This is a genomic window from Streptomyces sp. x-19, assembly GCF_046549115.1.
In the GTDB taxonomy this organism is placed as follows: domain Bacteria; phylum Actinomycetota; class Actinomycetes; order Streptomycetales; family Streptomycetaceae; genus Streptomyces; species Streptomyces albulus_C.
In genome coordinates this window covers 531,132-554,507 of record NZ_JAJPWK010000004.1, presented here as the reverse complement: position 1 = coordinate 554,507, position 23,376 = coordinate 531,132, and the positions used below count along the sequence as shown (strand labels likewise).

19 protein-coding genes and 2 pseudogenes are annotated in these 23,376 nt (G+C 71.5%); 10 read left to right on the top strand and 11 right to left on the bottom strand.

All coding sequences use genetic code 11. The features are described from left to right. Window positions 1–414 precede the first annotated feature (414 nt). The 3 genes and pseudogenes from ACLJT4_RS15030 to ACLJT4_RS15020 all read left to right on the top strand — a co-directional run bounded on the left by ACLJT4_RS15030 (window position 415) and on the right by ACLJT4_RS15020 (window position 4,024). A complete protein-coding gene (locus ACLJT4_RS15030; protein WP_411122820.1) occupies window positions 415–1,446 on the top strand; it encodes an endonuclease/exonuclease/phosphatase family protein in 1,032 nt (343 codons plus the stop codon). 32 nt (window positions 1,447–1,478) lie between these two features. Then, window positions 1,479–1,565, top strand: a pseudogene (locus ACLJT4_RS15025) (styrene monooxygenase/indole monooxygenase family protein); the annotation flags it as partial. Between the two features lie 1,058 nt (window positions 1,566–2,623). Then, on the top strand, window positions 2,624–4,024 hold the full coding sequence (locus tag ACLJT4_RS15020; RefSeq protein WP_411122800.1) for an acyltransferase family protein: 1,401 nt from the start codon (window positions 2,624–2,626) through the stop codon (window positions 4,022–4,024). Between the two features lie 126 nt (window positions 4,025–4,150). Here ACLJT4_RS15020 and ACLJT4_RS15015 read toward each other — a convergent pair whose 3' ends face one another. Further along, a complete protein-coding gene (locus ACLJT4_RS15015; RefSeq protein WP_411122799.1) occupies window positions 4,151–5,167 on the bottom strand; it encodes an Lrp/AsnC family transcriptional regulator in 1,017 nt (338 codons plus the stop codon). A gap of 112 nt (window positions 5,168–5,279) precedes the next feature. On the opposite strand from ACLJT4_RS15015, the gene ACLJT4_RS15010 reads away from it, so the two are divergent. From ACLJT4_RS15010 to ACLJT4_RS14995, 4 genes and pseudogenes are all read left to right on the top strand, one after another. Then, a complete protein-coding gene (locus ACLJT4_RS15010; protein ID WP_411122798.1) occupies window positions 5,280–6,731 on the top strand; it encodes an MFS transporter in 1,452 nt (483 codons plus the stop codon). Then, entirely contained in the window at window positions 6,728–7,906 is a 1,179-nt protein-coding gene (locus tag ACLJT4_RS15005; protein ID WP_411122797.1) for an amidohydrolase, read from the top strand. Before ACLJT4_RS15010 ends, ACLJT4_RS15005 begins: the two co-directional genes overlap by 4 nt. A 73-nt stretch (window positions 7,907–7,979) precedes the next feature. Beyond that, window positions 7,980–8,636: pseudogene (locus ACLJT4_RS15000) on the top strand (MSMEG_1061 family FMN-dependent PPOX-type flavoprotein); the annotation flags it as partial. Window positions 8,637–8,744: 108 nt separating this feature from the next. After that, window positions 8,745–9,341 (top strand): Imm63 family immunity protein, encoded by a 597-nt coding sequence (locus tag ACLJT4_RS14995; RefSeq protein WP_411122819.1) that lies wholly within the window; start codon window positions 8,745–8,747, stop codon window positions 9,339–9,341. Between the two features lie 203 nt (window positions 9,342–9,544). On the opposite strand, the gene ACLJT4_RS14990 is transcribed toward ACLJT4_RS14995, so the two are convergent. From ACLJT4_RS14990 to ACLJT4_RS14965, 6 genes are all read right to left on the bottom strand, one after another. Further along, complete coding sequence (locus tag ACLJT4_RS14990) at window positions 9,545–10,297, bottom strand: alpha-ketoglutarate-dependent dioxygenase AlkB family protein (RefSeq protein ID WP_411122796.1); 753 nt, start codon at window positions 10,295–10,297, stop codon at window positions 9,545–9,547. 400 nt (window positions 10,298–10,697) lie between these two features. Next, window positions 10,698–11,336, bottom strand: a complete 639-nt coding sequence (locus ACLJT4_RS14985) for a hypothetical protein (RefSeq protein WP_411122795.1) — start codon at window positions 11,334–11,336, stop codon at window positions 10,698–10,700. 5 nt (window positions 11,337–11,341) lie between these two features. Next, window positions 11,342–11,836 carry a methylated-DNA--[protein]-cysteine S-methyltransferase gene (locus tag ACLJT4_RS14980; protein WP_411122794.1) on the bottom strand — a complete coding sequence of 165 codons (495 nt, stop codon included), beginning with the start codon at window positions 11,834–11,836 and terminating at the stop codon, window positions 11,342–11,344. Between the two features lie 438 nt (window positions 11,837–12,274). Continuing rightward, on the bottom strand, window positions 12,275–12,469 hold the full coding sequence (locus ACLJT4_RS14975) for a hypothetical protein (RefSeq protein ID WP_100606552.1): 195 nt from the start codon (window positions 12,467–12,469) through the stop codon (window positions 12,275–12,277). 1,023 nt (window positions 12,470–13,492) lie between these two features. Beyond that, window positions 13,493–13,966, bottom strand: coding sequence for a nuclear transport factor 2 family protein (locus ACLJT4_RS14970; RefSeq protein ID WP_411122793.1), 474 nt, complete (start codon window positions 13,964–13,966; stop codon window positions 13,493–13,495). Between the two features lie 59 nt (window positions 13,967–14,025). Then, entirely contained in the window at window positions 14,026–15,381 is a 1,356-nt protein-coding gene (locus tag ACLJT4_RS14965; protein WP_411122792.1) for a serine hydrolase domain-containing protein, read from the bottom strand. A 363-nt stretch (window positions 15,382–15,744) separates the two neighbouring features. Between ACLJT4_RS14965 and ACLJT4_RS14960 the strand changes: the two genes are divergently transcribed. Next, window positions 15,745–15,975, top strand: coding sequence for a DUF6296 family protein (locus ACLJT4_RS14960; RefSeq protein ID WP_016577015.1), 231 nt, complete (start codon window positions 15,745–15,747; stop codon window positions 15,973–15,975). A gap of 551 nt (window positions 15,976–16,526) precedes the next feature. Here ACLJT4_RS14960 and ACLJT4_RS14955 read toward each other — a convergent pair. The 3 genes from ACLJT4_RS14955 to ACLJT4_RS14945 all read right to left on the bottom strand — a co-directional run bounded on the left by ACLJT4_RS14955 (window position 16,527) and on the right by ACLJT4_RS14945 (window position 20,181). Continuing rightward, window positions 16,527–17,234 (bottom strand): aspartate/glutamate racemase family protein, encoded by a 708-nt coding sequence (locus ACLJT4_RS14955; protein ID WP_411122791.1) that lies wholly within the window; start codon window positions 17,232–17,234, stop codon window positions 16,527–16,529. 65 nt (window positions 17,235–17,299) lie between these two features. Then, window positions 17,300–18,637, bottom strand: a complete 1,338-nt coding sequence (locus tag ACLJT4_RS14950; protein WP_411122790.1) for a cytochrome P450 family protein — start codon at window positions 18,635–18,637, stop codon at window positions 17,300–17,302. Between the two features lie 254 nt (window positions 18,638–18,891). Then, window positions 18,892–20,181, bottom strand: a complete 1,290-nt coding sequence (locus tag ACLJT4_RS14945) for an ATP-binding protein (RefSeq protein WP_411122789.1) — start codon at window positions 20,179–20,181, stop codon at window positions 18,892–18,894. Window positions 20,182–20,407: 226 nt separating this feature from the next. Here ACLJT4_RS14945 and ACLJT4_RS14940 point away from each other — a divergent pair, with 226 nt between their 5' ends. Beyond that, window positions 20,408–21,133 carry a Mut7-C RNAse domain-containing protein gene (locus tag ACLJT4_RS14940; protein ID WP_411122788.1) on the top strand — a complete coding sequence of 242 codons (726 nt, stop codon included), beginning with the start codon at window positions 20,408–20,410 and terminating at the stop codon, window positions 21,131–21,133. 15 nt (window positions 21,134–21,148) lie between these two features. Here ACLJT4_RS14940 and ACLJT4_RS14935 read toward each other — a convergent pair whose 3' ends face one another. After that, window positions 21,149–21,811, bottom strand: coding sequence for an HAD-IA family hydrolase (locus ACLJT4_RS14935; protein WP_411122787.1), 663 nt, complete (start codon window positions 21,809–21,811; stop codon window positions 21,149–21,151). Window positions 21,812–22,439: 628 nt separating this feature from the next. Between ACLJT4_RS14935 and ACLJT4_RS14930 the strand changes: the two genes are divergently transcribed. Continuing rightward, the gene (locus ACLJT4_RS14930) at window positions 22,440–23,195 is read left to right on the top strand and encodes a hypothetical protein (protein WP_411122786.1); all 756 of its coding nucleotides are present in this window, start codon (window positions 22,440–22,442) and stop codon (window positions 23,193–23,195) included. Window positions 23,196–23,376: the final 181 nt, after the last annotated feature.

The window sequence follows — 23,376 nt, the reverse complement described above, 5'->3', positions numbered from 1 at the left end:
ATCCCGACCACCTCATGCACGAGCTCCGACATGGCCTTCGCCAGATCCAATACCGCAGCGACATCATCAACGGATGCCTCACCGGAACAGGGCTCACACCGACGACACCACGACTACAACCTCAGTAGCCGCAGCAGCCCTTTCACCGGTTGGTAGAAGCAGCTCCGATATCGCGGAACGTGCGAACGAGCGTTCCGCCAAGCATTTCGCGCCAGTTCATTTCGGGGGTACTTCCGCGGCTTCGGAAACTCCGGGAACGTGGGTCTCGTTGGTGATCGAGGCGGTTGAGGACGACCGCCGACGGCGGCCGTCGACGGCCGGCAACCCGTGGTCGGTGCCCGGCGACCGACCCCCGCAAGCCGGCGATCGACAGCCAGGACTCGGGAGCGAACGGTGGACGGTCGGGCATCTGGAATGACGGAAGAAGAGGGTGCTGCGGGCTCCGGAGGCCACCTTCCGGAGCGGGCCGCCGGCGCGGCGTTCAGCCGGCGGGCCGTGCTGCGCGGCGCGGCCGCCACGGCGGCGGTCGGTGCCGCATCGGCCACGGCAGCGGCATCGGCATCGGCTCGGGAAACGGGTTCGGCGGCGTACGGGGACCGGCCCGCGCACGCCGCCGCCCCGCGCGGCGAGAGCCGGTCCCTGCGGGTGATGACGTTCAATCTCCGCTATGCGTCGGACACCCGCCCGAACTCCTGGGCCGAACGCCGACCCGTGATGCGGAAACTCCTCCGCCGGGAGGCTCCGCACGTGATCGGCACCCAGGAGGGCCTGTACGGGCAATTGCGCGACATCGCAGCGGATCTCGGATCGCATTACGACTGGGTGGGCACCGGACGGGCCGGCGGAAGCCGGGACGAATTCGCAGCGGTCTTCTACGACGCGCGATGCCTGGCCCCCGTGGAATACGACCACTTCTGGCTCTCGGACACGCCCTACACGATCGGTTCCAAGTCCTGGGGCAACACGGTTATTCGCATGGCCACCTGGGTGCGATTCCGGGACATCAGGTACCTTCAGGATCACCGCAATCACCGCAATCACCGGAATCACCGAGAATTCCTTCTCCTGAACACCCACCTTGACCACGCCGTGCAGTACGCGCGGGAGCGCTCCGCCGAACTCCTCAACGAACGCCTGGCAGAACTGGATCCCGCCCTGCCGCGCGTGGTGACCGGTGACTTCAACGTCGCCGCGCACAAGAATCCCGTGTACGACGCGCTGATCGGCAGCGGCCGGCTCGTCGACAGCTGGGACGCGGCCGCCGGGCGCAGCGCGCAGTACGCGACCTTCCACGGATACCGGCCGCTGGTGCCGGACGGGGACCGCATCGACTGGATCCTCACCTCGCCGGCGGTACGGACCCGATACGCCTCGATCAACACGTACGCCCTGGACGGACAGTTCCCGAGCGATCACCTTCCGGTGCAGGCGTCGATCGAGTGGTGAGGCGGCCGGGGCCCGGGGGCGGAAGGACGTCGGGGCGGGACGTCGCGCGTTCCCCGTACGATGCTCCGCAGCGCGCGCTGGCTCTGGCGTACGTCACCGGCATGGTGGCGCTGCCGGACCCCCGGACCCGGCGGTCTTGAGGTTGGGCAAGAAGGGGTCGGGGTAGGCGGCCGGCGCCGTGTGCGTGGCCGGGTAGGGCTGAGCTGAGGCGCCGGTCGCGGTTGGCGCCGTGCCGACAAGCAGGGCGCCCAGTGCCGCGCAGGCGAGCGAGTGGGGCAGCGCGATCTTCACGGGAGCTCCTGCCGGAGCGTGCCGGCCTGGGGCCAGCCGGTTCGTGCTGTCGGGGAGAAGCATCGGCATCCCAGGGCGCTTTCCCTCGCGGGTGTTTCGGTCTGGCGCAACCTCGTCCGCGTCTTCGTGGTCGGATACCGGCCGCCATCGAGCGGGTCGCTCACGAACCCTGCCTGTCGTCGTCTCTGGAGGAGTACCTCCACGGACCGCTGGGGTGCGTAAACGCCGGTTGGCGTGCGGCAAGAAGGGACCAGCCATGCTCCGGCGGCCAACGCATTGGCCCGCCCGTTCACGGGCGCAACTCGCCGCCCCCGGAGCCTCGGACGTGCGCGTGCCGGTGCGCACTCCCGCGCCAGAAAACAGGGTCTGCCGGCGTCGACAGCCATGCTTTCCCGCCGGCCGCCGTCGCCACTGCGTTGCGTGGTCCTGGCGAGGGGGACCGGATCGCCTTCGCCTGATCGGGTGGCACGACCGGGGCGGGCGACTCGCACGACGTACGGGCCGGCCCGCGATTGATCTTGTGAGCGTGGCGGCCTGCAGGGTGGGCCGGCTGACGGTCCAACGGACTTCGGCGTTCGCCGCCGGGCCCCGGACCGCGGCGTACGGCCCCGACCGTCGCTGATCGTGGCCGTATCGGCGGCGTCTTGCCTGCGCCTGCCGGAGACGCAGGCCCCCGGCCGGGACGGCCCGCGGGTGGACGACGCGCCTGGATGTCCAACTTGCCGATCTCCAGGGAGACTTCCTCGGCCGCGGCAGCTGGGTCAACGCACCCCCTTGCCGCCAGTGCCCGGCTCGCCACCCCTCTATACTCTTCATGTATACATGCAGGGCATAGTAGAGGGTCCGTTGCTCGGCGACCCTCATCACCCGCTCTGGAGAAGTCACCGTGCGCAAAGACAGTTCGACGCCTTCCGTCCGACAGGGACCCGGTGTCGCCGAGGGGCCCGCAGGCCGGAGCGGCGAGCGGAAGTGGAAGCCGGGCGGGCCGGTCGGGGGGACGAGGCTCGCCGCCATCGACGGACTGCGCCTCGTGGCCGCCGTCGCGGTGGCCGCTTTCCACTACGTGGGCACGACGACCCCGCACTTCTGGGGCGACAGCGACCCGAGGCAATTTGCTCCGGCGTTGCACGAGATCAGCCGCTACGGCTGGCTGGGCGTGGAGTTCTTCTTCATGATCAGCGGATTCGTCATCTGCATGAGTTGCTGGGGACGCACCCCGGCACAGTTCGTCGTCTCCCGCGTCTCCCGGCTTTTCCCCGCCTACTGGTGCGCGGTGCTGATGGTCGTCGGCCTCGTCCTGATCGCCCGGCTCGGCCACCTCCGGGCAGCCACGCCGATCGACCTCAGGACGGTCCTGGGGAACCTGACGATGGTTCCGGGCCCACTGGGGCTTCAGTTGATCGAGGGAGTCGCCTGGACACTCTGGGTGGAGGCCCGCTTCTATCTGCTGATGGCGGTCATGTTGTTCTTCGGGCTCACCTACCGCCGCATGATCGCCTTCTGCGGGACGTGGCTCACGCTCGCGGTCGTCGCCCGCGAACTCGATTCGGCCGTCCTCGACGAATTCCTCGTCGGCCAGTACGCGGGCCTCTTCGTCACGGGCATAGCGCTCTACTTGACGCACCGGTTCGGACCGAACCTCGTCCTGTGGCTGCTGGCCGGCTTCGCCTGGTGCTACGAACTCACGGTACTCAACGACCGGGTGGCCGCCCACGCCGTGCGGCCCGCCGAAGGGGGCGCGCTCTCCTGGGCCGTCTGCGCCGCGCTGCTGACGTTCTTTCTCGCCGTCCTCGCGTTGGCCGGATGCGGTCCGCTCGCCCGACTCCGGTGGCGGTGGCTGGTGACCGCCGGCGCGCTCACCTACCCCTTCTACCTGGTGCACCAGAGCATCGGCATACCCGTGGCCAAGGGATTGCTGCAGAAGGCCCCCGCGCTCGGCGTCCTCCCGTCGATGGCTGTGGCGGCCGCGTTCTCCCTGCTGCTCTCGGCTGTCATCCACCACCTGGTCGACGGCCCCCTGGGCCGCGTGCTGCGCCGTCACCTCACGCGCGGAATGAGCCCGCGGCCACCCGTGGCGAGCCACAACGGCCCGGCAATAGGACGCATGGAACAGCCCGAGGCGGGCCGGTGCCGTTGTGCGCCGACGTCTGCGCCGGCCGATGCCGACCGAAGCAATTCCGGACGAGGGCACCGGGAGCCACCGCGCCGAGGCACTGCCGCGGTGGCAGCAGCGGCAACGGTGCCCCCTCCAGAACGAGGTGCGGCACGGCAACGGCCGCCCCGGTGACCGCTTCGGGCTGTCGTACGTCATGGTCGGCTTGATCAGGTAGAGCCGGCGGGCCGGGTCCCACACGGTCGTCCGCGCGCGGCCGCCCACGGCGAAGGCGGCCGAGGGGCCGTCGAGCGACCTCGGTCACCACGGCGAGATGGGCCGCGTACCGATGCGGCGCCCCTCCTCGTCGAGGAGATGGCCCATGCGTTTGGCCGTGCGCAGGCCGACGATGCGGTCGGTCACCGTGAGGGCGGGCAGGCGGGCGCACAGGGCGACCTCGCGCCGCTGGATGTCTCCGAGGTCGTGCACCCAGAGCGTGGCGAAGATGTTCGCGGGACCGGTGACGGCCGCGACCAGGCGGCACTCGGGCAGGGCGGCGAGGGCGCGGTGGACGGTGCCGATGTCCCGCGCGGGCACCTGCCCGAGCAGGGACACCGGGACCGGACGGCCGGCGAGCGCGGAGGCGACGTCGCAGCGGAAGGTCAGGACGGCCGAGTCCATGAGGCGGCGCAGGCGGCGGCGGACGGTCGCCGGGCTGGTGGCCGTGCGCTCGGCGAGTTCGGCCAGGCCGAGACGGCCGTCGCGGACCAACTCGTCGAGCAGACACCGGTCAACGGGATCGAGCGCGAGGGTACGGGCCGGTTCCCGGGCCGCGGCCGTACTGCTGAGCGCCGTCAACTGGGCAGGATCCAGGGAGCGCAGACGCCAACGGCTGCCCTCGACGTACAGCGAGGTGGCGAACAGGCAGCTCACCGAAACGATGCCGGGCAGCCGATCGAGCTTCTCCTGGAGAAACCGGCTGAGCGAGGGCAGGTCAGGCGCCAGCACGTCGAGAAGCAGGTCTGCGCTGCCCGGGCTGGTGAGTTCGATCGTCACGACTTCCGAAAACGCGCCCAGATCCGCCAGCAGCCGGGACCGCTGCCGGGGGCGGCAGCGCAGCAGTACGAAGGCCGTGCAGCGGTTGCGGGTGAACTCCCGCCCAGGAGCCGCGTACACCCAGGCGAGCCCCGCCCCGGCCAGCCGGTCCCAGCGCCGCGCGAGCGTGCCCGCGGTCACGCCGAGCAGGGGCGCCAGTTCGGTCCACGAGGCCCGGGGCCGCAGTTGGAGGGCGTTCACGAGGGCGAGGTCCAGTTCGCTGGCGATGACCGTTTCTCGCATCACAAGCACTCCGTACGTACGAATCAATGAATATTCGGGGCTGTTCGCGCCTCGGCCCGCACAGTAGCCACCACATTCGGTTCCGGCCACCAAATGATCCAGAGGTGAAGCTGTGTCCACACACCCATCGAGAACGGGGCGCCGACCCGGGGTGCTCAGCTCCGGCACGGGCCTCGTCGCGACGATGGCCGTCGTCGTCCTCTTCAGCGGCATCGTCCAGGGCTACCTGACACCGCTGCTGCCCGAGGTCGGCCTGCGCCTCCGCATCGGCACCGTGGGGCAGAACAACATCTACCTGCTGTCCCAGCTGGCCTTCGCGGTGATGACGCCGCTGCTGTCCCGGCTCGGCGACCTGTACGGGCACCGCCGTCTCCTGCGGGTGGCCCTCGCGATGGTGGCGGGCGGTTCGCTCCTGATCGCCGTGCGGCCCTCCGCCGTGACCCTCGCTGTCGGCGTCGTGCTCCAGGGCGCCCTGGTCGGCTTCTTCCCGCTCCTCGTGGGCATCCTCCGCTCCCGCGCCCCCGAGCACAGCCGCACCGGGATCTCCCTCCTCGTGGGGGTCCTGCTCATCGCGATCGGCGTGGGCGGCCTGGTGGCGGGCGCGCTCAGCGAGCGGCATGCGGAGGCGGGCCTGTGGGTGGCCGTTCCGGTCGCCGGCCTCGCCCTGCTCGCGGGCCTCGTCCTGCCCGACAGCGACGCACCGCACGGCGGGCGCTTCCACTACGGGGCGGCGACGCTGCTCACCACGGGCCTGGTGGCGCTCGTCCTGACCCTCGCGCAGGGCGGTACGTGGGGCTGGGGCGCACCGCGTACGATCGCGCTCGCCGTGCTGGCCGTCGTCGTCCTGGCGGCCTGGGTGGCGGTCGAACGGCGGTCCGCGCATCCCTTGGTCAGCGTGCGGTTGCTGACCAACCCGCGCCTCGCCCTGGTGAGCTGCTACACCTTCTGCGCCGCCTTCGGCACGATCGGCTTCCTCGGCGCCAACGCCCTCTTCCTGGGCTCCCCACGGTCCGCGACCGGCTACGGCATGGGCCTGGGACCGCAGGCCATCGCCACCCTGTCGCTGGCCATGGTGAGCGCCGGGTTCGTCGGCGCCACGCTGACCCCGCGGCTCGCCCGGCAGTTCGGCGACCGTGCTGTGCTCGTCTCGGGCGGCGGCCTCATCGCCCTGGGCTTCCTGGGGATGGTCCTCTTCCATCACACACTGGCCCAGTACGTGCCCTCCGCCCTCGTCGTGGGGCTGGCGACCGGGCTCTTCGAATCGAGCACGCGCACCCTGTCGGCGGAGGTCGTGGCACGGTCCGAGACCGCGCTCGCCGTCGGTCTCAACGAACTGGCCCTCTCCCTCGGCGCGGCCATCGGTGCCGCCGTGATCGGTGCGTCCTTCGCGGCCCACGTGGTGCACGGCACCACGCGCGTCGCCGAATCCGGCTACCTCTGGGGCTGGGGCGCCTGCGCGTGCGCGGCCCTCGTCGGCACCGCACTCGCGCTGCGCTACCGCGGCCCGCATGCGGCGGACGCGACGTACGCACGACAGCCGGTGCAGAACGGAGAACTCGCATGACGGACACCTCGGCCGTGCACAGGACGGTGACCGCCGCCGCGCGTTCCTGGGGCGAGCGGCTCGTGGCCCTCAGCCACGGCCTGCATGACGAGCCCGAGACCGCTCTCCGGGAGCACCGCTCGGCAGCGAAGATCGCCGACCTCCTGGAGTCGGGGGGCTTCGCCGTCACCCGGGGCGTCGCCGACCTCCCCACCTCCCTCGTCGCCACCCGCGGAACCGGCGACCTCGTCATCGGATTCTGCGCCGAGTACGACGCCCTGCCCGGCATCGGTCACGCCTGCGGGCACAACGTCAACGGAGCCGCGGCCGTCGGCGCCGCGCTCGCGCTCGCCGCCGCAGCGGACGAACTCGGCCTGACCGTCAAGCTGATCGGCACCCCCGCGGAGGAGGACATCGGGGGGAAGGTGCTGCTCCTCGACGCCGGCGTCTTCGATGACGTGGCCGCCGCGATGATGGTGCACGCCGCCCCGGAGGACAGCGTCGGCGCCTCCTCACTGGCCATCGGCGCCTGGGACGCCACCTACCTCGGCAAGCCCTCGCACGCCGCGCTCGCCCCCTGGGAAGGCGTCAACGCCCTCGACGCGCTGACCATCGCCCACACCGCCATAGGTCTGCTCCGCCAGCAGTTGCCGCCCGGTGTGGTCGTGCACGGGATCGTCACCGACGGCGGGCAGGCCGTGAACGTCATCCCCGCCCGCACCCGCGCGCGCTGCGAGGTCCGGGCGCAGAACGTGGAGCAGCTCGCCACGGCATGGCAGCGGGTGCGTGCCTGCTTCGAAGCCGGGGCCCTGGCCACCGGAGCCGAACTCCAACTACAGCAACGAGGACGGGACTTCGCCGACCTGCGCCAAGACCCGGCCATGACGGAGGTGTACGCCCGAGTCCTCGGCGGACTGGGCCGTACGGCCGTCGCGCGGCACGGCGAGTCGATGGCGTCGACGGACATGGGCAACGTCTCGCAACGCGTTCCCACCATCCATCCCACGATCGGCTACGACACGGGCGGCGCCCAGCAGCACACTCCCGAGTTCAGCGCGTACGGCAAGAGCCCGGGTGCGGATCGGGCGGTGCTCGACGGGGCGACCGCACTCGCCCTGACCGGTGCCTGCCTGGCGACATCACCGGCCCAGCGGAGCCGGCTGCTCACCGGGGTGCGGAACCGGCAACGGGGTTAGCGCCGGCCCGGGCCCAGACCGTTCTGGTAGCGGGTGACGATGTCATCGCAGGTCGGCCCATTACGGTCGGGGCATGACGCCACCCCTCGCCGGCAGCGCCTTCGACTCGCTCCGCCTGGGCGCCGTGCCCGATCAGGAGGCGCTGCGTCGGGCCTACGAGCTGCCCAGCGACGCGGCCGTGCGCAAGCAGATGATCGAACTCACCGCACAGGCTCGTCGGTTGATCGGATGCTCGCCGCTGGTCCTGGTCGCCAGCGCGGACGCCGAGGGCAACTGTGACGTGTCCCCGCGCGGCGGTCCGGCCGGGTTCGTCGCCGTCCTGGACGCACGGACGGTGGCGATCCCGGACGCGACCGGCAACAGGTGTCTGGACACCCCGCAGAACGTCGTCGCCACCGGTCGGGCCGGCTTGCTGTTCGTCATCCCGGGGCGCACCACGACGCTCAGGGTGAACGGCCGGGCCTGCGTCTCCACCCGCCCGGAGCTGCTGTCGCAGTTGACCGCCGTGGGCAAGCCGCCGGCCAGCGCGTTGGTGTTGGGGATCGAGGAGGTCTACCCGCACTGCCCCAAGTCGCTCCTGCGCAGCGGGGCTTGGAAGCAGCGGCAGTGGCTGTCGGCGGATGCCCAGCCGACCTCGGCCGAGGTGACGCTGGCCCAACTGCGGATGCCGGAGCTGACGGTCGCCGACATCGAGCAGGCGGAGGCGGATTCGCTGAAGTACCGGTACGAGTCACGGACCGACCAGCGATTGCTTCACCATCAGCCCGCCACCCCAGACCAGCCCACCCCAAGATCAAACTGCACGTGTACCGAGCCGTTCTCGACGCCCTGCTGTCAGATGGCAGGAGGGCGCGGTGTCGCTGCGTCACGTCGACCGGATTCCGTTACGGATCGATCAGATGCAATAATCGTCGCCATGACGATAACGGTCGAAGAGGTGCGAGCCGCGGTGCACGATATGTCCGCAATCCTCTACGGAGGGCGCAGGCGTGACCTGGTCGGGTTCACCATCCGCGACGGCTCCTACCCCTGGATCGAGGTCCACGACGGGGTCATCCACTGGACTCTGATGGAGCGCGGTGTGAAATACGGCCCCACGACCACCGAGGACCTTGACGAGGCCATGCACTGGGTCGCCCTCGAGGTCACCCGCTCCATGGCCATGCGCTGGGAGCTGGGCCAGCGGGACAGGTGGCCCGAGGACCGGGACACGCGGATCGGCTGGAACGCCAAGCAAGTCGGACTCCTGCGTCTCCTCGACGAGCAGTGGGCTGAGGAGTACCGGGCAGACATCCCCGTGAGATGCCCGGGAGTCCGGCTGGAGGACGTGGACGCCCACCCCCTCGCTGGCTGGGTCGCGATCAAAGCCGCCGACGAGTCCTTCCTCGCCCGGCACTGGCGCAAACTGCGCGACAAGCTACGCGAACCGTACTGACGCCCGCAGCGGAGACGTTGCAGGACCGGTGGGAGAAGTTCCGGCAGTCGGGGTCGTTTTGGTTTCCCCCAGTTCCCACTTCTCTCCCGGCTGATCAAAGGGTTGTGAGGCTCCCACAGGTCAGACGCCACATGGCGAACCATGTTTCTTGATACTGCGGCACATGCATCCAGTCCGCGTCCCCGGGAGTACGCGGGGGTCGATCAGCTGAGACCGGTGACGCGCATGGTGATGTTGAGGCGGCCGGCGGACATGCCGGTGGCGGGGTCCCCGGAGCCCGGGTAGACCTTGGGGACGCCGTGGTACACGAACCGCGACGGCCCCCCGAAGACGAACAGGTCACCCGAGACCAGTTCGATGTCCGTGTACGGCCTGGTGCGGGTCTCCGTATTGCCGAAGCGGAAGACGCAGGTGTCACCGATGCTGAGCGAGACGACCGGCGCACCGGATCGCTCCTCCTTGTCCTGGTGCATGCCGAGCTTGGCCTCGCCGTCGTAGAAGTTGATCAGCGCGGTGTCCGGCGTGTACGCGTCGCCCGCAGCGGCGTCCTGATACGCGTCGACCAGCGCGCGGCGCCCCAAAGCGACCATCCAGTCAGGGAATTCGGCGACCCGGGCACCGTTCACGTCGTCGGCGGTGCGCCGGTACGCGTACGGCTGCCAGTGCCAGCCGATGCACACCGTCTGGACGGACATCACACCACCGCGCGGAAGCCTGGTGTGCCGGATGGGGACCGGACCGCACGCCCAGCCCCGGCAGGCGGTGACCAGTTCTCGTTGCTCGGTGAGGGACAGCCAACCGGGGACGTGCACCGCCCCGGGCGCCAGCTCCCGACGGGCCCGGCCTTCCGGACCCGCGGACGCCCCGGGGCGGTGGGCGGGGCCGCGGCCTCCGCCCGGCCCGTCGTTCCCGCGGAGCGGCCCGACGTCCTCGAAGCCGGGAAGCGGGGTGCTCATGAGGTTGTGACCTGCCTTGATGCGGTGCGGGGAGGGCCCCGACGGGCCGGCCCCGAGGTGATGTCCGCCGGTGACCGTCGGCGTCGTTGCCCTAGCTGTCGATGTTGCTGCGGCCGTTGTTCGCGCGCTGCCGCTGTGCCTCCTTCCACCCTGCCATGGGGTGGGTGAAGGAACGCGCCGGGGCGGTGGGCCGGCCCGGCCCGGCGGACGGACACCGGTGAGTGGGGAAGGGGAGCGAGGCGGGTGGTGCCGTGATGCGCAGTGTCCTGGCCGTGCTGTCAGGGCGGAGGGAAACGGGGGACCGCTCCGCGTGGTCCGGCCGCCGCCGGTCCGTGCTGGTGGCGGTCGCGGGGGCGGTACCGATGGGAATGCCGGCCCGGTCAGGCGTGGCCAGGCCCGGTCAGGCGCGGCCAGGTGCGGGGCGTGGAGGTTGCCGGGTGACCCAGCGATGGTCGATGCGCCAGGTGCCGCCGTCCGGTGTGGCGCCGCGCATCCCGTGCAAGGTTTCCGCGCCGGCCAGCGCGACCAGCCGGGAGTCGCCGACCGACGCGAACCCGTAGGTGCGGGAGGGATCCCACGCGGTGCTGTGGCGGAGCCGACGGCTCATCTGGGCCCAGCCCAGCGGTGCGGCGGCGACCACCCAGGCGTCCGGCCCGCCGGCGGTGAAGCGGCGAGCCGCACGTAGCCAGGACGCGGCGTGCTCCGGCCAGTCGACCACTGCGAGGACGGTCCCGCCGGCCGCCCGCCAAGCCGAGGCGAACGCCGCCGCGGCCGCGGCGGACGCGTCGTCCCTGCTGTGGCCGATGGTGAGGGTGATGGGGGCGGTACGGCGGCGACGACGTGCGCGGCCGCCGTCGCCCGGAGCGGCTGGAGCGTCCAAGAGGGCCAGCAGCGCGGTCAGTTCGACTTCGGTGTGCGGGGCGGGCGCGGCGAACGGCCCGTACGCGTCCGCCTCGTGCTGGGGGATGCGCGGGGAGGGCGCACGGTGGGCGGAGGCGGCAGGGGCGTCGCCGAGGGAGGTCGGCCGGGGTCTGCGCACGGCGGTCAGACGAGTGCCTGCTGAAGGGCGCCTTCGTGGGTCAGCAGCGCGATCTTGCGTTCCACGCCGCCCGCGTACCCGTGCATGGTGCCGTCCGCACCGATCACGCGATGGCAGGGGCGCACGAGCAGCAGCGGGTTCGCCCCGATGGCAGCTCCCAGGGCCCGCACCTCGCTGCGCGGGACGCGGAGTGCCTCGGCCAGCCGCCCGTATGTGGTCGTGGTGCCGTACGGGATCTCGTCCAGAGCGAGCCAGATCCGCTCTTGGAATGTCGTGCCCGTGGTCGGGAAGTCCAGGTCGAAGCGGGTCAGCCGGCCGGCGAAGTAGGCCCGGAGCTGCCGAACCGCCTCGGTGAACGGGCGGACGTCGCGACGCCACTGCGTCTGGACGGTGGGCGCGTTGCGCTGCCCGGGTAGGGAGAGTGAGGTGAGGGCGACGCCGCCGGGTGCCGTGCGCGACTGCACGCCCACAAGCAGCAGCTCGCCTAGCGGACTGTCCACGGTGGTGAAGAACCTCGGGGAGGCAGCGTTCGGGGCAGGGGCAGGGGCAGGGGCAGGGGAGACGGGCTCGATGGGTGGGGGTGTGGAATGGGTGTGGGGAGTCATGGCGGGTCCTCGGGCGTAACGATTCCTGGGATTCTTCTACCTGCGGTTTCTTCGAGTCTGCCGGTTCGAGGACGCAGTTTCTGGCGGGTATCGGACGCGAAGGTTCCTGCGCGGGAGGCGGCGGAACGGCGCGAGGAAGGGCTCGGGGTGAGGGCCGGCGTCATGTTTCGCGAGCTGTTGAACGGCGAGCCGCCGGGCGGGGGCGGACCTCCGGCGCTGCAGAAGATCGGAATTCGGAATTCCGGGCGGTCCTCGGGATGGCCCTGGCGGCCCGTTCGCGACGGGGCGCCAGGGCCGGCGCGCACGTGCCCTCGTCCGTGCGTGGGTGTTCGGCTAGGCGGCCTCGACGACCTCCGTGACCTCGGCGCGCACCGCCACCGTCCAGATCTCCAGCAGCACCGCATACTCCGCCATGTCCTGAGCAGTCCAGGCCAGACCGTGCCGGGCGCGCACGAAGCGCCGGATCGAGTCGTTGGCCTCGGAAGCAGGAACGGGCGTCACCGTATGGGCAGAAGGAGTTGGGGACATGTGAGACATGCTAGGGGCAGCCACTGACAGTGCGTCCCCACGTGCTTCAGTCATAGAGCCCCCGAGCGCTCTCCACCGATCGACCTGACTCCACCTCAACTCGCTGACCAGCAAAGACCGTCAGCACCTCGCCCTCCCCTCCCTGCCTGCATGTGTCCATTCCCACACGCTCCGCGTTCGCCCCCACCCTGTCCGCCCGCCTCCGAACCGTCAACAGGGCGTCATGCGAACCGGCCTTCGAAGCCGTCGGCCTGATCTGCGGCGAGTCGACGATGCGGGCCGGTGGACCGCTGCTCGACTGCGACGCATGGCGGGGGGACGGGCGTGTGCTGTGGCCGGTATGTGGTCCGCAGCTGCCGCCGGCCTTCCCCTGGGGCCCCGCCCCCGCCCCCCCCGCCCGCCCCCGCCCCGTATTCCTGTCTCCCCTCCCTCCGGTCCATGAGGACGCATTCCTGGCCGAACTCATGCTGGATTGTGCCTTCGAGCCGATCCGAGCCGGGACGGCCGTCGCGCCTCACTTCGACGCCGTAACGCACCCGCGGGCCGGTGCGGTGCGGGATGAATCCCGAAGGACAGCCTTGAGCGAGACCGGGCCGCGGACGAACCGATGGCGGAGGAGAGTTTCGGCCCGTCGGCCCGTCGGCCCGTCGGCCCGTCGCCGGCCGGCGGGCGGTCCGCCGACCTGTCGGTCCGCCGGTGGTGCGCCGTCGCTGAAGGGCTTTCACCGGATCGGGTGGTGTTTTTCGTGTCGGTCCGGGATCCGCTGATGCTGCGGTCTGCGGAGACGGGTGTGGGAGAGGGGAGCCGCGGGGCTGGCCGGGGCGGTGGGTGGTGTGTGCGTGAGCTCCATTCGACGCGTGGCTGGTGCAGGTTGGCTCGGAGCGGTGTTGTCAGTGGTCGCCCGTACGGTGGTGTTCGTATCTATCCGAGCTGCTGGCGCTTCTCGGACCCGCCCCGCTTCCGTGGCCAAGGACACGGGAGCGGGGCTTCTTTCTGCTCTCCCTTCTGTGGAGCTTCTTCCGTTCAGTTGCTGCTGGGAGATGCCAGGCGCCGGGTGTCGGTGCCGAAGGCCAGGTGGGTGGACCTGGTGGCGAGGAGCCAGATGTCGTCGATCTTTCGGAACGTGTCCTCGTAGTGGCCCACGTTGGTGGGGAGTTGCGGTGGGACCAGGCCATCGCTGAAGCCGTCGACGCGGTAGGTGGTGAGGTACGAGGTGGCGGTTGCACTTGTGGGGGAGGTGACGGTCACCAGGATGTTCGTCATCAGACGGCGTGACAGGCGATCGGGCGGCCGGGTGCCGAAGTACTCGCTCAGGGCTGCGCGGCCTGCGATGCGACGGTTGCCGTGCGGCCATTCCCAAATGCCGTCGGGCGTGAAGAGCTCGGCCACGGAACTGGGGTTTCCGAGGTCGAGACGGTGGACGAAGTCGATGATCAGACGCTCGCAGGCGTGCTCGGCGAGTAGCCGTTCCAAGGGGGTGATGGCTGCATCGGTCATGGGCGGTCCTTGGGTGTACCGGTTGGGAGTGGGGTCGTGCGCTCGGGGTGAGGGCGGACCTACCGGGTCGGGTGCTGTGGAGAGGTGAGGACCTGGTCGTTCGGCGCGGATGCCGTGAGGGGGCGCTCGGAGGCGGCGCCGTGGGCGGTGCTCTTGGTGGTGCCGCAGGCCGCCTGGGCTATGTAGTCGTTCATGGCGTTGTCGATCGGGCTGGTGACGGGCTGGTTGTTGGCGTCGAGCTTCTGGTAGCGGGTGAGGTTGAAGCCGAGCGAGACCTGACGGCGGCCGTCCGGACTGGAGAGGGACCAGGTCATCGCACCGAGCACCAGCCCGTTGTGGCCCCAGAAGTCTCCGCAGGCGGTGGTCGTCTGTAGGAGGCCGAGGCCGTAACGCATGAAGGAGCCCTCGATCGGCACCGTCGTCTTCATCTGGCGCAGCTCTGCCGGGGCGAGCAACTCACCACCGAGCAGGGCGCGGTAGAAGCGATTGAGGTCGGGCATGGTCGATATGAGGGAGCCGGCCGTGGCGGCCCAGGACATGTTGTAGACGCTGAAGTCGCGTGGCGGGTTGAAGCCGCCGTAGGCAGCTTCGTACATCTTCGCGTGCGGACCGGAGATGGTGGCCGACTGCGGGAAATAGGTGTGCCGTAGGGCGGCTTTGCGGATGACGTGGCGGGCGATGTAAGTCTCCGGGGATTGGCCGGTGACCTTCTGCAGCAACAGGCCGGCCAGGACGTAATTGGTGTTGGAGTAGTGGAAGCCCTGACCCGGCGCGCCGAACGGGGGTGCCGCGATGCCCAGGCGGGCCAGCTCCTCCGGGGCGAACTGGCGGAAGCGGTTGCCCTCGAAGCTCTCCGCGGTGTTGAAGATCGCTGCGGAGTATTCGCCGATGCCGCTGGTGTGGTTGAGCAACATGCGGACGCTGATCGTCCGGCCGCGCTCGCCCGTCACGAGATCGGGGAGGTAGCGGCCGATCGGAGCGTCGAGTTCGATGCGTCCCTTGCCGACCTCCTGGAGCACGGCGACCGCGGTGAAGGTCTTGGTGATGCTGCCTATGCGGTGCTCCATCTGGGCTGACGTAGGCCGCCCGGTGTCGACGTCGGCGACGCCGACCGCTCCCTGCCACGTGTCGGAACCGTCCCGGACCGCGGAGTAGGCGCCGTACATGCCGGCGTCGCGGAACGCCTGGAGGGACTTCTTCAGAGCTTCGTCGTCGAGGACCGGACTCTGGTTGGGCTGTCGTGACGTCGAGGCCGGGTCCGGGGCGTCCGTGGTCGTCGTCCACGGTGGGGCGGGGGAGGAGACGGTACTGGCGGAGGCGGCCGTGGGGATGCTCAGGAGGGCGAGGGATAAGGCGGCGGCAGCGGCGGTGCGGGCCAGCCGCGGGTGGCGGTGCGGGGGGTGGGCAATCGACATGGTCGCTCCGTGAGTTCGTGCCCTGGTAGGCGGGTGCGGGTCGGTGGGGAGATCGTTCGTCGGTGTTTCAGCTTCGAGGTTTTTGCCGTGCTTTGATTCTGGCGTTCGGCACGTCGCCGGACATCAACCCACGGGTTTACCTTGATCCCGAATTTTCTGGTGGGAGGAGGAGCGTGGTGTGACGTCCCGCGCCACCACCCCAGGAATCCATTGAGAATTCAACGTTCGATTCAACGTTCTGGTGGTGAGGCGTGACGCGCGGGCATGGGTGAGGATGGAAGGGCCGGGGCGATGTGGCGCGCAGCGGCCGCGGGGGCGGCGCCTCGGGCGGCAGTACCCGCAGAGCAGTATCGGGAGGCCCCGATGGATTACCCGGAACTCTATGAGCTGGTATTTCAGGCCCCCGCGGTGGAGGACGACGTGGTGATCGTCCGGCGGACCGACCGGGCGGGAGCGGGTGGGTATCCGATCTACGAGGACGAATCGGGGATCGTGCGCGCAGAGATCAGCGACCGCGGCGAGGTCCGCATGCTGGCCAGCGGAGGACACCAGGCACCCCGCACCCCGCTGCTGGCGAGGAGGCTGGTCACCTGACGTGAGGGGTTGAGGCGTCGCACCCGTAGACCGCGCGTTCCGTGAACCGGAGTCGTCACAGGCCGCGCAGGTGGGAGCGGCGTGGGCGCGGAGGCCGGTTCGTGGGCTCCGCCCGTGGGCCGGGGGTGGCCGCGGACGGGTCTCCGGGGTCCGGCGAGGGTACGGAACGGAGCTTCGGAGGTGCGCCGCGCCCGCCGCCGGCCAGGGGCTCCCCGGACCCTGCCCCGGCGGCGCCGGATTCGACTCCTGCCCCGTCCGCAGTCCCGGCCCCGTTGTCGGCCCGGGCCTCGCCCTCCGTCCCGGTGGTGTCTCCGCTCAGCACGGCCAGGGCGCGTTCGAGGGTTTCCCCGGTCAGCTGTATCCGGATCCTGGCCAGGCGCTCTAACTCGGTGTGAGACACCGTGTCAGCGTACCCGCCCTCACGAGGCGCCCGGGCTGGGCTGAGGCGTGCGGCGTCGAACGAGTCCGCGGCGCGGGCGGCTTGGCCCAGGAGGCCACTGGCCGGGTCCGCGACCTCGGGGAGCGGCGGGAGCGGCGGGAGCGGAAGGCGTCTACGAGGCCGTGGCAACTGTGGCCAGTGCGTGGGCGACGGCGGCCTCGGCGTGGAGCCGGGTCGTCGGGAAGACGGGGACCGGGCTGTCCTGCGGGCGGACGAGCAGTTCGATCTCGGTGCAGCCGAGCACGATGCCCTCGGCTCCGGCGGCGACCAACTGGTCGATGACGGCGCGGTAGGCGCTGCGGGAGGTGTCCTTGACGACGCCCACGCAGAGTTCCTCGTAGATCACGCGGTGGACGGTCGCGCGCCCGGCGGCGTCCGGGACCAGCACCTCCAGGCCGTGGTCCGCGAGGCGGCCGCGGTAGAAGTCCTGCTCCATGGTGAAGGCGGTGCCCAGCAGGCCGATGCGCCGAAGTCCCGTGCGGCGCACGGCTTCCGCGGTGGTGTCGGCCAGGTGCAGCAACGGTACGGCGACCGCGGACGACACCTGGTCGGCCACCTTGTGCATGGTGTTGGTGCAGATCAGCAGCAGTTCCGCGCCCGCCGCCTCCAGGGCCCGGGCGGCGCCGGCCAGGACTTCCCCGGCCTCGTCCCAGCGCCCCTGGACCTGGAGGCGTTCGATCTCCGCGAAGTCCACGGAGTAGACCACGCACGCGGCCGAGTGCAGCCCGCCCAGCCGTTCCCGCGTGAGCTCGTTCAGCAGGCGGTAGTACTCCGCCGTGGACTCCCAGCTCATCCCGCCGATCAACCCGATGGTCTTCATCGGGTCACTGTCCCACAGGGGGCGGAGTTGTCCAGGGCGAGGGCGGGACCGGCCGCCCCGGTGCGTCAGCGGTCCCAGCGGACGGGCAGCCGGTCCGTGCCGCGCATGAGGAGCCCCGGACGCCAGGTCGCCGGTTCCGCGGCGTCGTCCAGGGCGAGTCCGGGACAGCGCTCCAGGAGGGAGCGGAGGGCGATCCGTCCTTCCAAACGGGCCAGCGGTGCGCCGAGGCAGAAGTGGATGCCGTGGCCGAACGCGGCGTGGCCGCGCGGATCGCGGGTGAGGTCGAAGTCGTCGGCGTCGGTGAACCGTTCGGGGTCGCGCGAGGCCGAGGCCAGCGAGATCAGGACGGCGGAGCCGGCGGGGATCACCGTGCCGCCGAGTTCCACCGGTTCGGCGGCGCAACGCCAGGTGGCGGTCTCCACCGGGCCGTCGTAGCGCAGCATCTCCTCCACGGCGTTGTCCAGAAGGCTGTCGTCGGCCCGTAGGGCGGCCAGTTGGGCAGGGTGCTCCAGTAGGGCGCGCACGCCGTTGGCGATCAGGTTGACGGTGGTCTCGTGGCCGGCGACCAGGAGCAGGAAGGCCGTGCCGATCACTTCCTCGGGGGAGAGCCGGTCGCCGTCCTCGTCGCTGGTCCGGATCAGGTCGGCGAGCAGCCCGTCGCCCGCTTCGCGGCGCAGCGACGCGATCAGGGTGGTGAGGTAGCCGGACATCGCCTCGACGGCCTGCTGCGCCGCTTCGGGACTGGTGGGTGAGACGAGCTCGTGGGACCAGCCGCGGAAGGCGTCGCGGTCCATGGAGGGGACGCCGAGCAGTTCGCAGATGACGGTCATCGGCAGGGGGAAGGCCAGCGCCTCGATGAGGTCGGCCCGGTCGTCGGGCGCCGTCAGCATCGCGTCCAGGAGCTCGTCGGTGATGCGTTGCACGCGGGGGCGGAGCGCCTCGACGCGGCGGCTGGTGAACTCCTTCGCGACGAGTTTGCGGAGCCGGGTGTGGTGCGGTGGATCGACGTCCAGCATGTTGGTGAACAGCGGGACCCCGTCACCGTCCGTGCGCGGCAGGTTGGCGCTGCTCCAGTCCTTGCCCAGGCGCGGATCGGCGAGCGCGGTGCGGACCGCCTCATGGCCGACGACCAGCCACGCCGCCTGGTCGTACGGGGTGAGCACCGGGTGGACGGGGCCCTGGGCCCGCAGTTTGGCGTAGTACGGGTACGGGTTCGTGACGAAATCCTGGCCGTAGGCGCGCAGGTCGACCAGAGGGGGCGCGCCGGGGGCGGGCGCAGCTGCGGAGGCCCGGGCTTCGGGGGACGTGTATATGTCGGAGCCGCGCGGGGCTGGTAGGTCTGTTGTGTCCTCGGAGGCCCGAGGGGTTCGTCCGTCCTGCGGGGCCTGCGGATTCTCCGGCATGGGCCGTCCCGCCTCTCTCGACTCGCATCCGTGTCGGCGTGCCACAACACTCGGTGCGCTGCCGCACCGTGCGGTCCGGCTGCACTTCCCACGGTAGGCAGGCCGGGGCGGCGCTTCGTCGTTCCAGCGGAGGAGCCGGCACGGAGGGACGTCCTCCAGACGCAGTGCGACGGCGTCGTCGGTCCGGTGGAGCACACTCGCCCTCGCAGGGGCGCGGTCGCGGCGGCCCGCGCCAGCCGCCGCGACCGCGGTCCTCAGCAGCGGGCGTGGGCGGTGATGTCGGCGCTGAACTCGTCGATCATCGCGGGGGTCACCGTCGGCCGGCACTGGCCGATCGCGGCGAGGTAGTCCGCGGTGCTCGCACCGAGCCGGCCCGGGGCGGCCGACCCGCCGCCGATCGCCTCCAGGTCCCGTTCGAACGACGCCTGGGCGGCGACCCGGGCGGCGTGCTCGATGTCCGCCGGCGTGAACAGCTCACTGGCCGCGACCAGGGCCGCGATGTCGACGTCGGGCCGCCCGTCGGTGTAGCGGGACCAGATCGCCGCCCGGGCGGCCGGGTCGGGCGTCCCGATCGGGATCAGGTAGTCGAAGCGCCCGGGGCGCAGGAACGCCGGATCGAGCGAGCGGATGGAGTTGGTGGCGCACACCAGCAGCCGCTCGTCCTGCTCCCGGAAGCCGGGAATCAGCTTGAGCAGTTCGTTGGTGACCCCGTGCAGCCCGCCCGGCTGCGCCGGCTCGCTGCGCACCGGTGCGATCTCCTCGACCTCGTCGATGAAGACCAGCACCCGCTCCAGTTCGGCGATCCTCGCGAACGCGCTGCGCAGGGCCGCCGCCAGGTTGCCCTCGTCCGCCAACCGGGACGGCAGCAGTTCGACGAACGGCCAGCCCAGCCGGGCGGCGATCCCACGGGCGAAGGTGGTCTTCCCGGTCCCCGGCGGCCCGAACAGGGCGATCGCCCGCGGCGGCCGGACCCCGTGCCGGGCCGCCCGCTCCGGCTCCGCCAGCGGCAGTACCACCCGCCGTTCGATCAGGTCCTTCTCCGCCTCCATGCCGGCGACCTTGGCCCACAGGTCGGTGGGCAGGAACCGGCCGCCCAGGTCGTCCAGGAGGCTGGCCGCCGGCCCGTGGTGCGGCTCGACCTTCTCGAAGTACGCGACCGCCGGCTGCCGGGTGTACCCCGCGTTCAGCAGGCCCTCCCCGAGCAGGTCCTCCTCGGGGAGCACGTACGCGATCCGGCTCACCCGGGCGGCGATCAGGCGCCGCTCCAGTTCGACCAGCAGCGCGCTGGCCAGCCCCCGGCCGCGCCAGGCCGAGGAGATCGCGATCCGCATCACCCAGCCCCGTTCGCCCGCGACGCAGGCGAGCGCCGCACCGATGGGGGCGCCCTGGTGGACGGCGACCACGGCGGGCTGCCGCGAGGTCAGGGCGCTGATGCACTCGGCGAGCGAGAAGACGGACTCCTGTCCCAACTCGGCCGTGGAGTCGATCAGGTGGACCACTTCGGCGAGGTCCTTCTCGCGGTAGTCGTGGATGAGCCAGTTCACCGGTGCCGCCCCTCGTTGGTGTCGCTGATGTTGCTGACGTGCAGGTGAGGCTAGGGGCGGGGGCCGGACGGGTCCTGTGCCGCGGTGCACAATCCGCGGGCCCGACCGCTACGGTCCGTACGTAGCGCCGCAGGGCCGGATGCGACACCGGCGGACGCCGCTCCAGGCCGCTCGCAGGGGCGAACCCACTGGTTGCCGCGGCTCGACCGATGCCATGCTGAGCGACGTGAACGGACCCGAGATCGCCCTCAGCTTCGCCCCTGAACTGCACCTCTTCGTCGGAGCGGCCCGCAGCGCCGGTCGCACGCCCTTCGTGACCGACGGCGCCTCGACCCTGGGTCACGTCGTCGAATCGCTGGGCGTCCCGCTCACCGAGGTCGGCCGGCTGCTCGCGGACGGCGCGGACGTGTCCGTCTCGCACGTCCCGCAGCAGGGCGAACACATCGAGGTCCGTGCCGTCGAGCGGCCGCAGCGCGTCCCCGGGGCACCGCTGCGGTTCCTGCTCGACGTGCACCTCGGCACCCTCGCCCGCCGACTCCGCCTGCTCGGGGTCGACGCGGCGTACACCAACGAGGACCCGGGCGACGCGGCCCTGGCCGCGCGCTCCGCCGAAGAACGACGCGTCCTGCTCTCCCGGGACCGCGGGCTGCTCCAACGCCGGGAGATCTGGGCGGGCGCCTACGTCTACAGCGACCGTCCGGACGACCAACTCCGTGACGTGCTGGGCAGGTTCGCGCCCACCCTAGCCCCGTGGACCCGCTGCACCGCGTGCAACGGCCGCCTGGCCGCCGCCGACAAGGACGCGGTCCACGAGCAGCTCCACCACGGCACCCAGCGCACCTACGACGTCTTCGCGCAGTGCACCGCGTGCGGACGCGTCTACTGGCGCGGAGCCCATCACGCCCGCCTGGAAGCCATCGTCCAGGAGGCCCTGCGGGCCGGCACCGGCTGAGCGGACGGGCTCCGCTCAGCCGCCCCCGGCCGCCGGCCCCACGAACTCCTCGATCCGCGCGAGCGTGCCCCCGGTGTCCGCGTGCAGGTGACCGGCCATGCCCAGCGCCCGGGTGGCGCGCACGTGCCCCGCGGTGTCGTCGACGAACAAGGCCCGCGCCGGGTCCGCCACGCCCGCCCGCCGCAGTGCCAGCAGGTAGCTGCGGGGAACGGGCTTGGCGCAGCCGACCTCGCAGGACAGCACGGTGCCGCTGACGGCGTCCAGCACCCCGGCGGCGGCGAGCGCGGCGCGCAGCTCCGGCCAGGCGTTGCTCACCAGGACGGTCCGGGCCCGGCCGCGCAGTGCCCGCACCCCGGCCACCAGCTCGGCGTCCCATCGCTGCCGGGCGACCAGGTCCCGCCGGATCTCCGTCATGAGGGCCGGGGTGGTTCCCAGTCGCCGCCGGACCACGCGCCACCAAGCCTCCTGACCGGTCCGGCCGATCAGTGCCTGGTCGTCGTTGTCTGCGAACAGCGCGGCAAGGAAGGCGTGTTGCCGTATGCCGAGCCGGTCGCCCGACGCGGCCGCGGCCGCCGGCAGGTGGTCCGGCGACAGGACCCCGCCGACGTCCAACAGGATCGCCGAGCCGTCCGGACCGCCCTCCCCACCACCGGGTTCCCCCGACCCACCGAGGCCCATGCGCCACCCTCGGCTCCCTCGCCACACCGCTCCGCTCCAACGGTCCCCGTGACGCCTCGGCTCCCTGACTCCACGAATGAAGCACAGAACTGATGCCACATCAGCAGACGTGACGTCAGGAGCGACGCGCCCGAGCCTCGGCCGGCGGGCGCCCGGGAGCCGGCCCGTCCCCACGTCTCCCCTCGCCTCCGTGCCTGCGTCGCGGCCCGGCCCGCCGGGCCGGAGGGTGGCTCAAATTCCGGTGCGGGACTGGCGATGCCGTGCCTGGGGGTGCCTGGGACGCGCCGGGTGCCTGGCGCGCGCTCGGACCCGCGGTCGGCGTTCGGCTCCGCCCGGCGTCCGGGTTCCGCCGCGCCGAGTGCTGCACCGAGGGCCCCCCGGGGGCCTTTCCCGGGCCCCTTTAGCGGCCCTCTAGCCCAACTTGATGACGACACGCCGGAGCCACCCACCGTCCAACGGGTGAATACGTGCGCCTCCGCCACCCGAAGAGCCGACGTTGTCCCCCGAATGCGACGTTCTCCGGTGGTGCCGCGCTCGAATCCGGCTGACGGTGATCACGTCGCTACTGCGATCCGATGTGCCGACGAAGTGTCAGCCTTCGCAGTCGCGCCGAAAGGAACATGACTCCATGCGCACTGCCCGCACTCTGTTCGCTTCCGCCGCCGTCATGGCGGCGCTCACGATCACAGCACCCGCCGCGTCTGCCATGGGTCTGGCCGAGGGCTTCACCTCGGGCATCGGGACCTCGGTCAGCGGCGACGACCACGGTCGCGGCGACCGGGACCACGGCGGTCGTGGCGACCGCGACCACGGTGGCCGTGACCACGGCGGTCGCGGTGACCGCGACAACGGCGGCCGTGGCGACCGGGACAACGGTGGCCGCGGTGACCGCGACCACGGTGGCTACGGCGACCGCGACCACGGTGGCTGGGGCGGTGACCACCGCCACCCGCACGGCGGCGTGCACACCGGTGGTGGCGCGCTGGCCATGCCGGTGACCGGCGACTGGGACACCAGCAGCAACTACGGCGACGACCACGGTGGCCGTGGCGACCGTGACCACGGCGGTCGTGGCGACCGCGACAACGGTGGCGGCCGCGGTGACCGTGACCACGGTGGCCGTGGCGACCGTGACCACGGCGGTCGCGGTGACCGCGACCACGGTGGCTACGGCGACCGTGACCACGGTGGCTGGGGCGACCGTGACCACGGCCGCGGTGGCGACCACTGGGGCCGTCGCCCGCACGGCGGCGTCCACACCGGTGGCGGCGGCATGGCGATGTCGGGCAGCGGCCTGGCCGCCGGTTCCGTCCTGATGCTCGGCGGTCTGGGCGCCGGTGCCTACATGCTGCGTCGCCGCAACGCGTCGGGCACCGCAGCCTGATAGGGCTGCCACCTCCGGAGGTCGATGTGCAGTCGCGGCCACCGTCCTCGCCGGGCGGTGGCCGCGGCGATTGCGTGGACGTCACCGCAGCTCCGCAGGTCCGTGCGGACCGACCGGCCCGCTGACGCCGCCGCGCGGCGGCTCCTCCACACCGCGCCCCGCCCGCTCACGAAAGGCCCCC

Coding starts and splice junctions, on each gene's coding strand:
- ACLJT4_RS15030 (WP_411122820.1), top strand. CDS start 415: ATGACGGAAGAAGAGGGTGCTGCGGGCTCCGGAGGCCACCTTCCGGAG.
- ACLJT4_RS15015 (WP_411122799.1), bottom strand. CDS start 5,167: ATGCGAGAAACGGTCATCGCCAGCGAACTGGACCTCGCCCTCGTGAAC.
- ACLJT4_RS15005 (WP_411122797.1), top strand. CDS start 6,728: ATGACGGACACCTCGGCCGTGCACAGGACGGTGACCGCCGCCGCGCGT.
- ACLJT4_RS14995 (WP_411122819.1), top strand. CDS start 8,745: ATGGCAGGAGGGCGCGGTGTCGCTGCGTCACGTCGACCGGATTCCGTT.
- ACLJT4_RS14990 (WP_411122796.1), bottom strand. CDS start 10,297: ATGAGCACCCCGCTTCCCGGCTTCGAGGACGTCGGGCCGCTCCGCGGG.
- ACLJT4_RS14975 (WP_100606552.1), bottom strand. CDS start 12,469: ATGTCCCCAACTCCTTCTGCCCATACGGTGACGCCCGTTCCTGCTTCC.
- ACLJT4_RS14970 (WP_411122793.1), bottom strand. CDS start 13,966: ATGACCGATGCAGCCATCACCCCCTTGGAACGGCTACTCGCCGAGCAC.
- ACLJT4_RS14965 (WP_411122792.1), bottom strand. CDS start 15,381: ATGTCGATTGCCCACCCCCCGCACCGCCACCCGCGGCTGGCCCGCACC.
- ACLJT4_RS14960 (WP_016577015.1), top strand. CDS start 15,745: ATGGATTACCCGGAACTCTATGAGCTGGTATTTCAGGCCCCCGCGGTG.
- ACLJT4_RS14955 (WP_411122791.1), bottom strand. CDS start 17,234: ATGAAGACCATCGGGTTGATCGGCGGGATGAGCTGGGAGTCCACGGCG.
- ACLJT4_RS14950 (WP_411122790.1), bottom strand. CDS start 18,637: ATGCCGGAGAATCCGCAGGCCCCGCAGGACGGACGAACCCCTCGGGCC.
- ACLJT4_RS14935 (WP_411122787.1), bottom strand. CDS start 21,811: ATGGGCCTCGGTGGGTCGGGGGAACCCGGTGGTGGGGAGGGCGGTCCG.
- ACLJT4_RS14930 (WP_411122786.1), top strand. CDS start 22,440: ATGCGCACTGCCCGCACTCTGTTCGCTTCCGCCGCCGTCATGGCGGCG.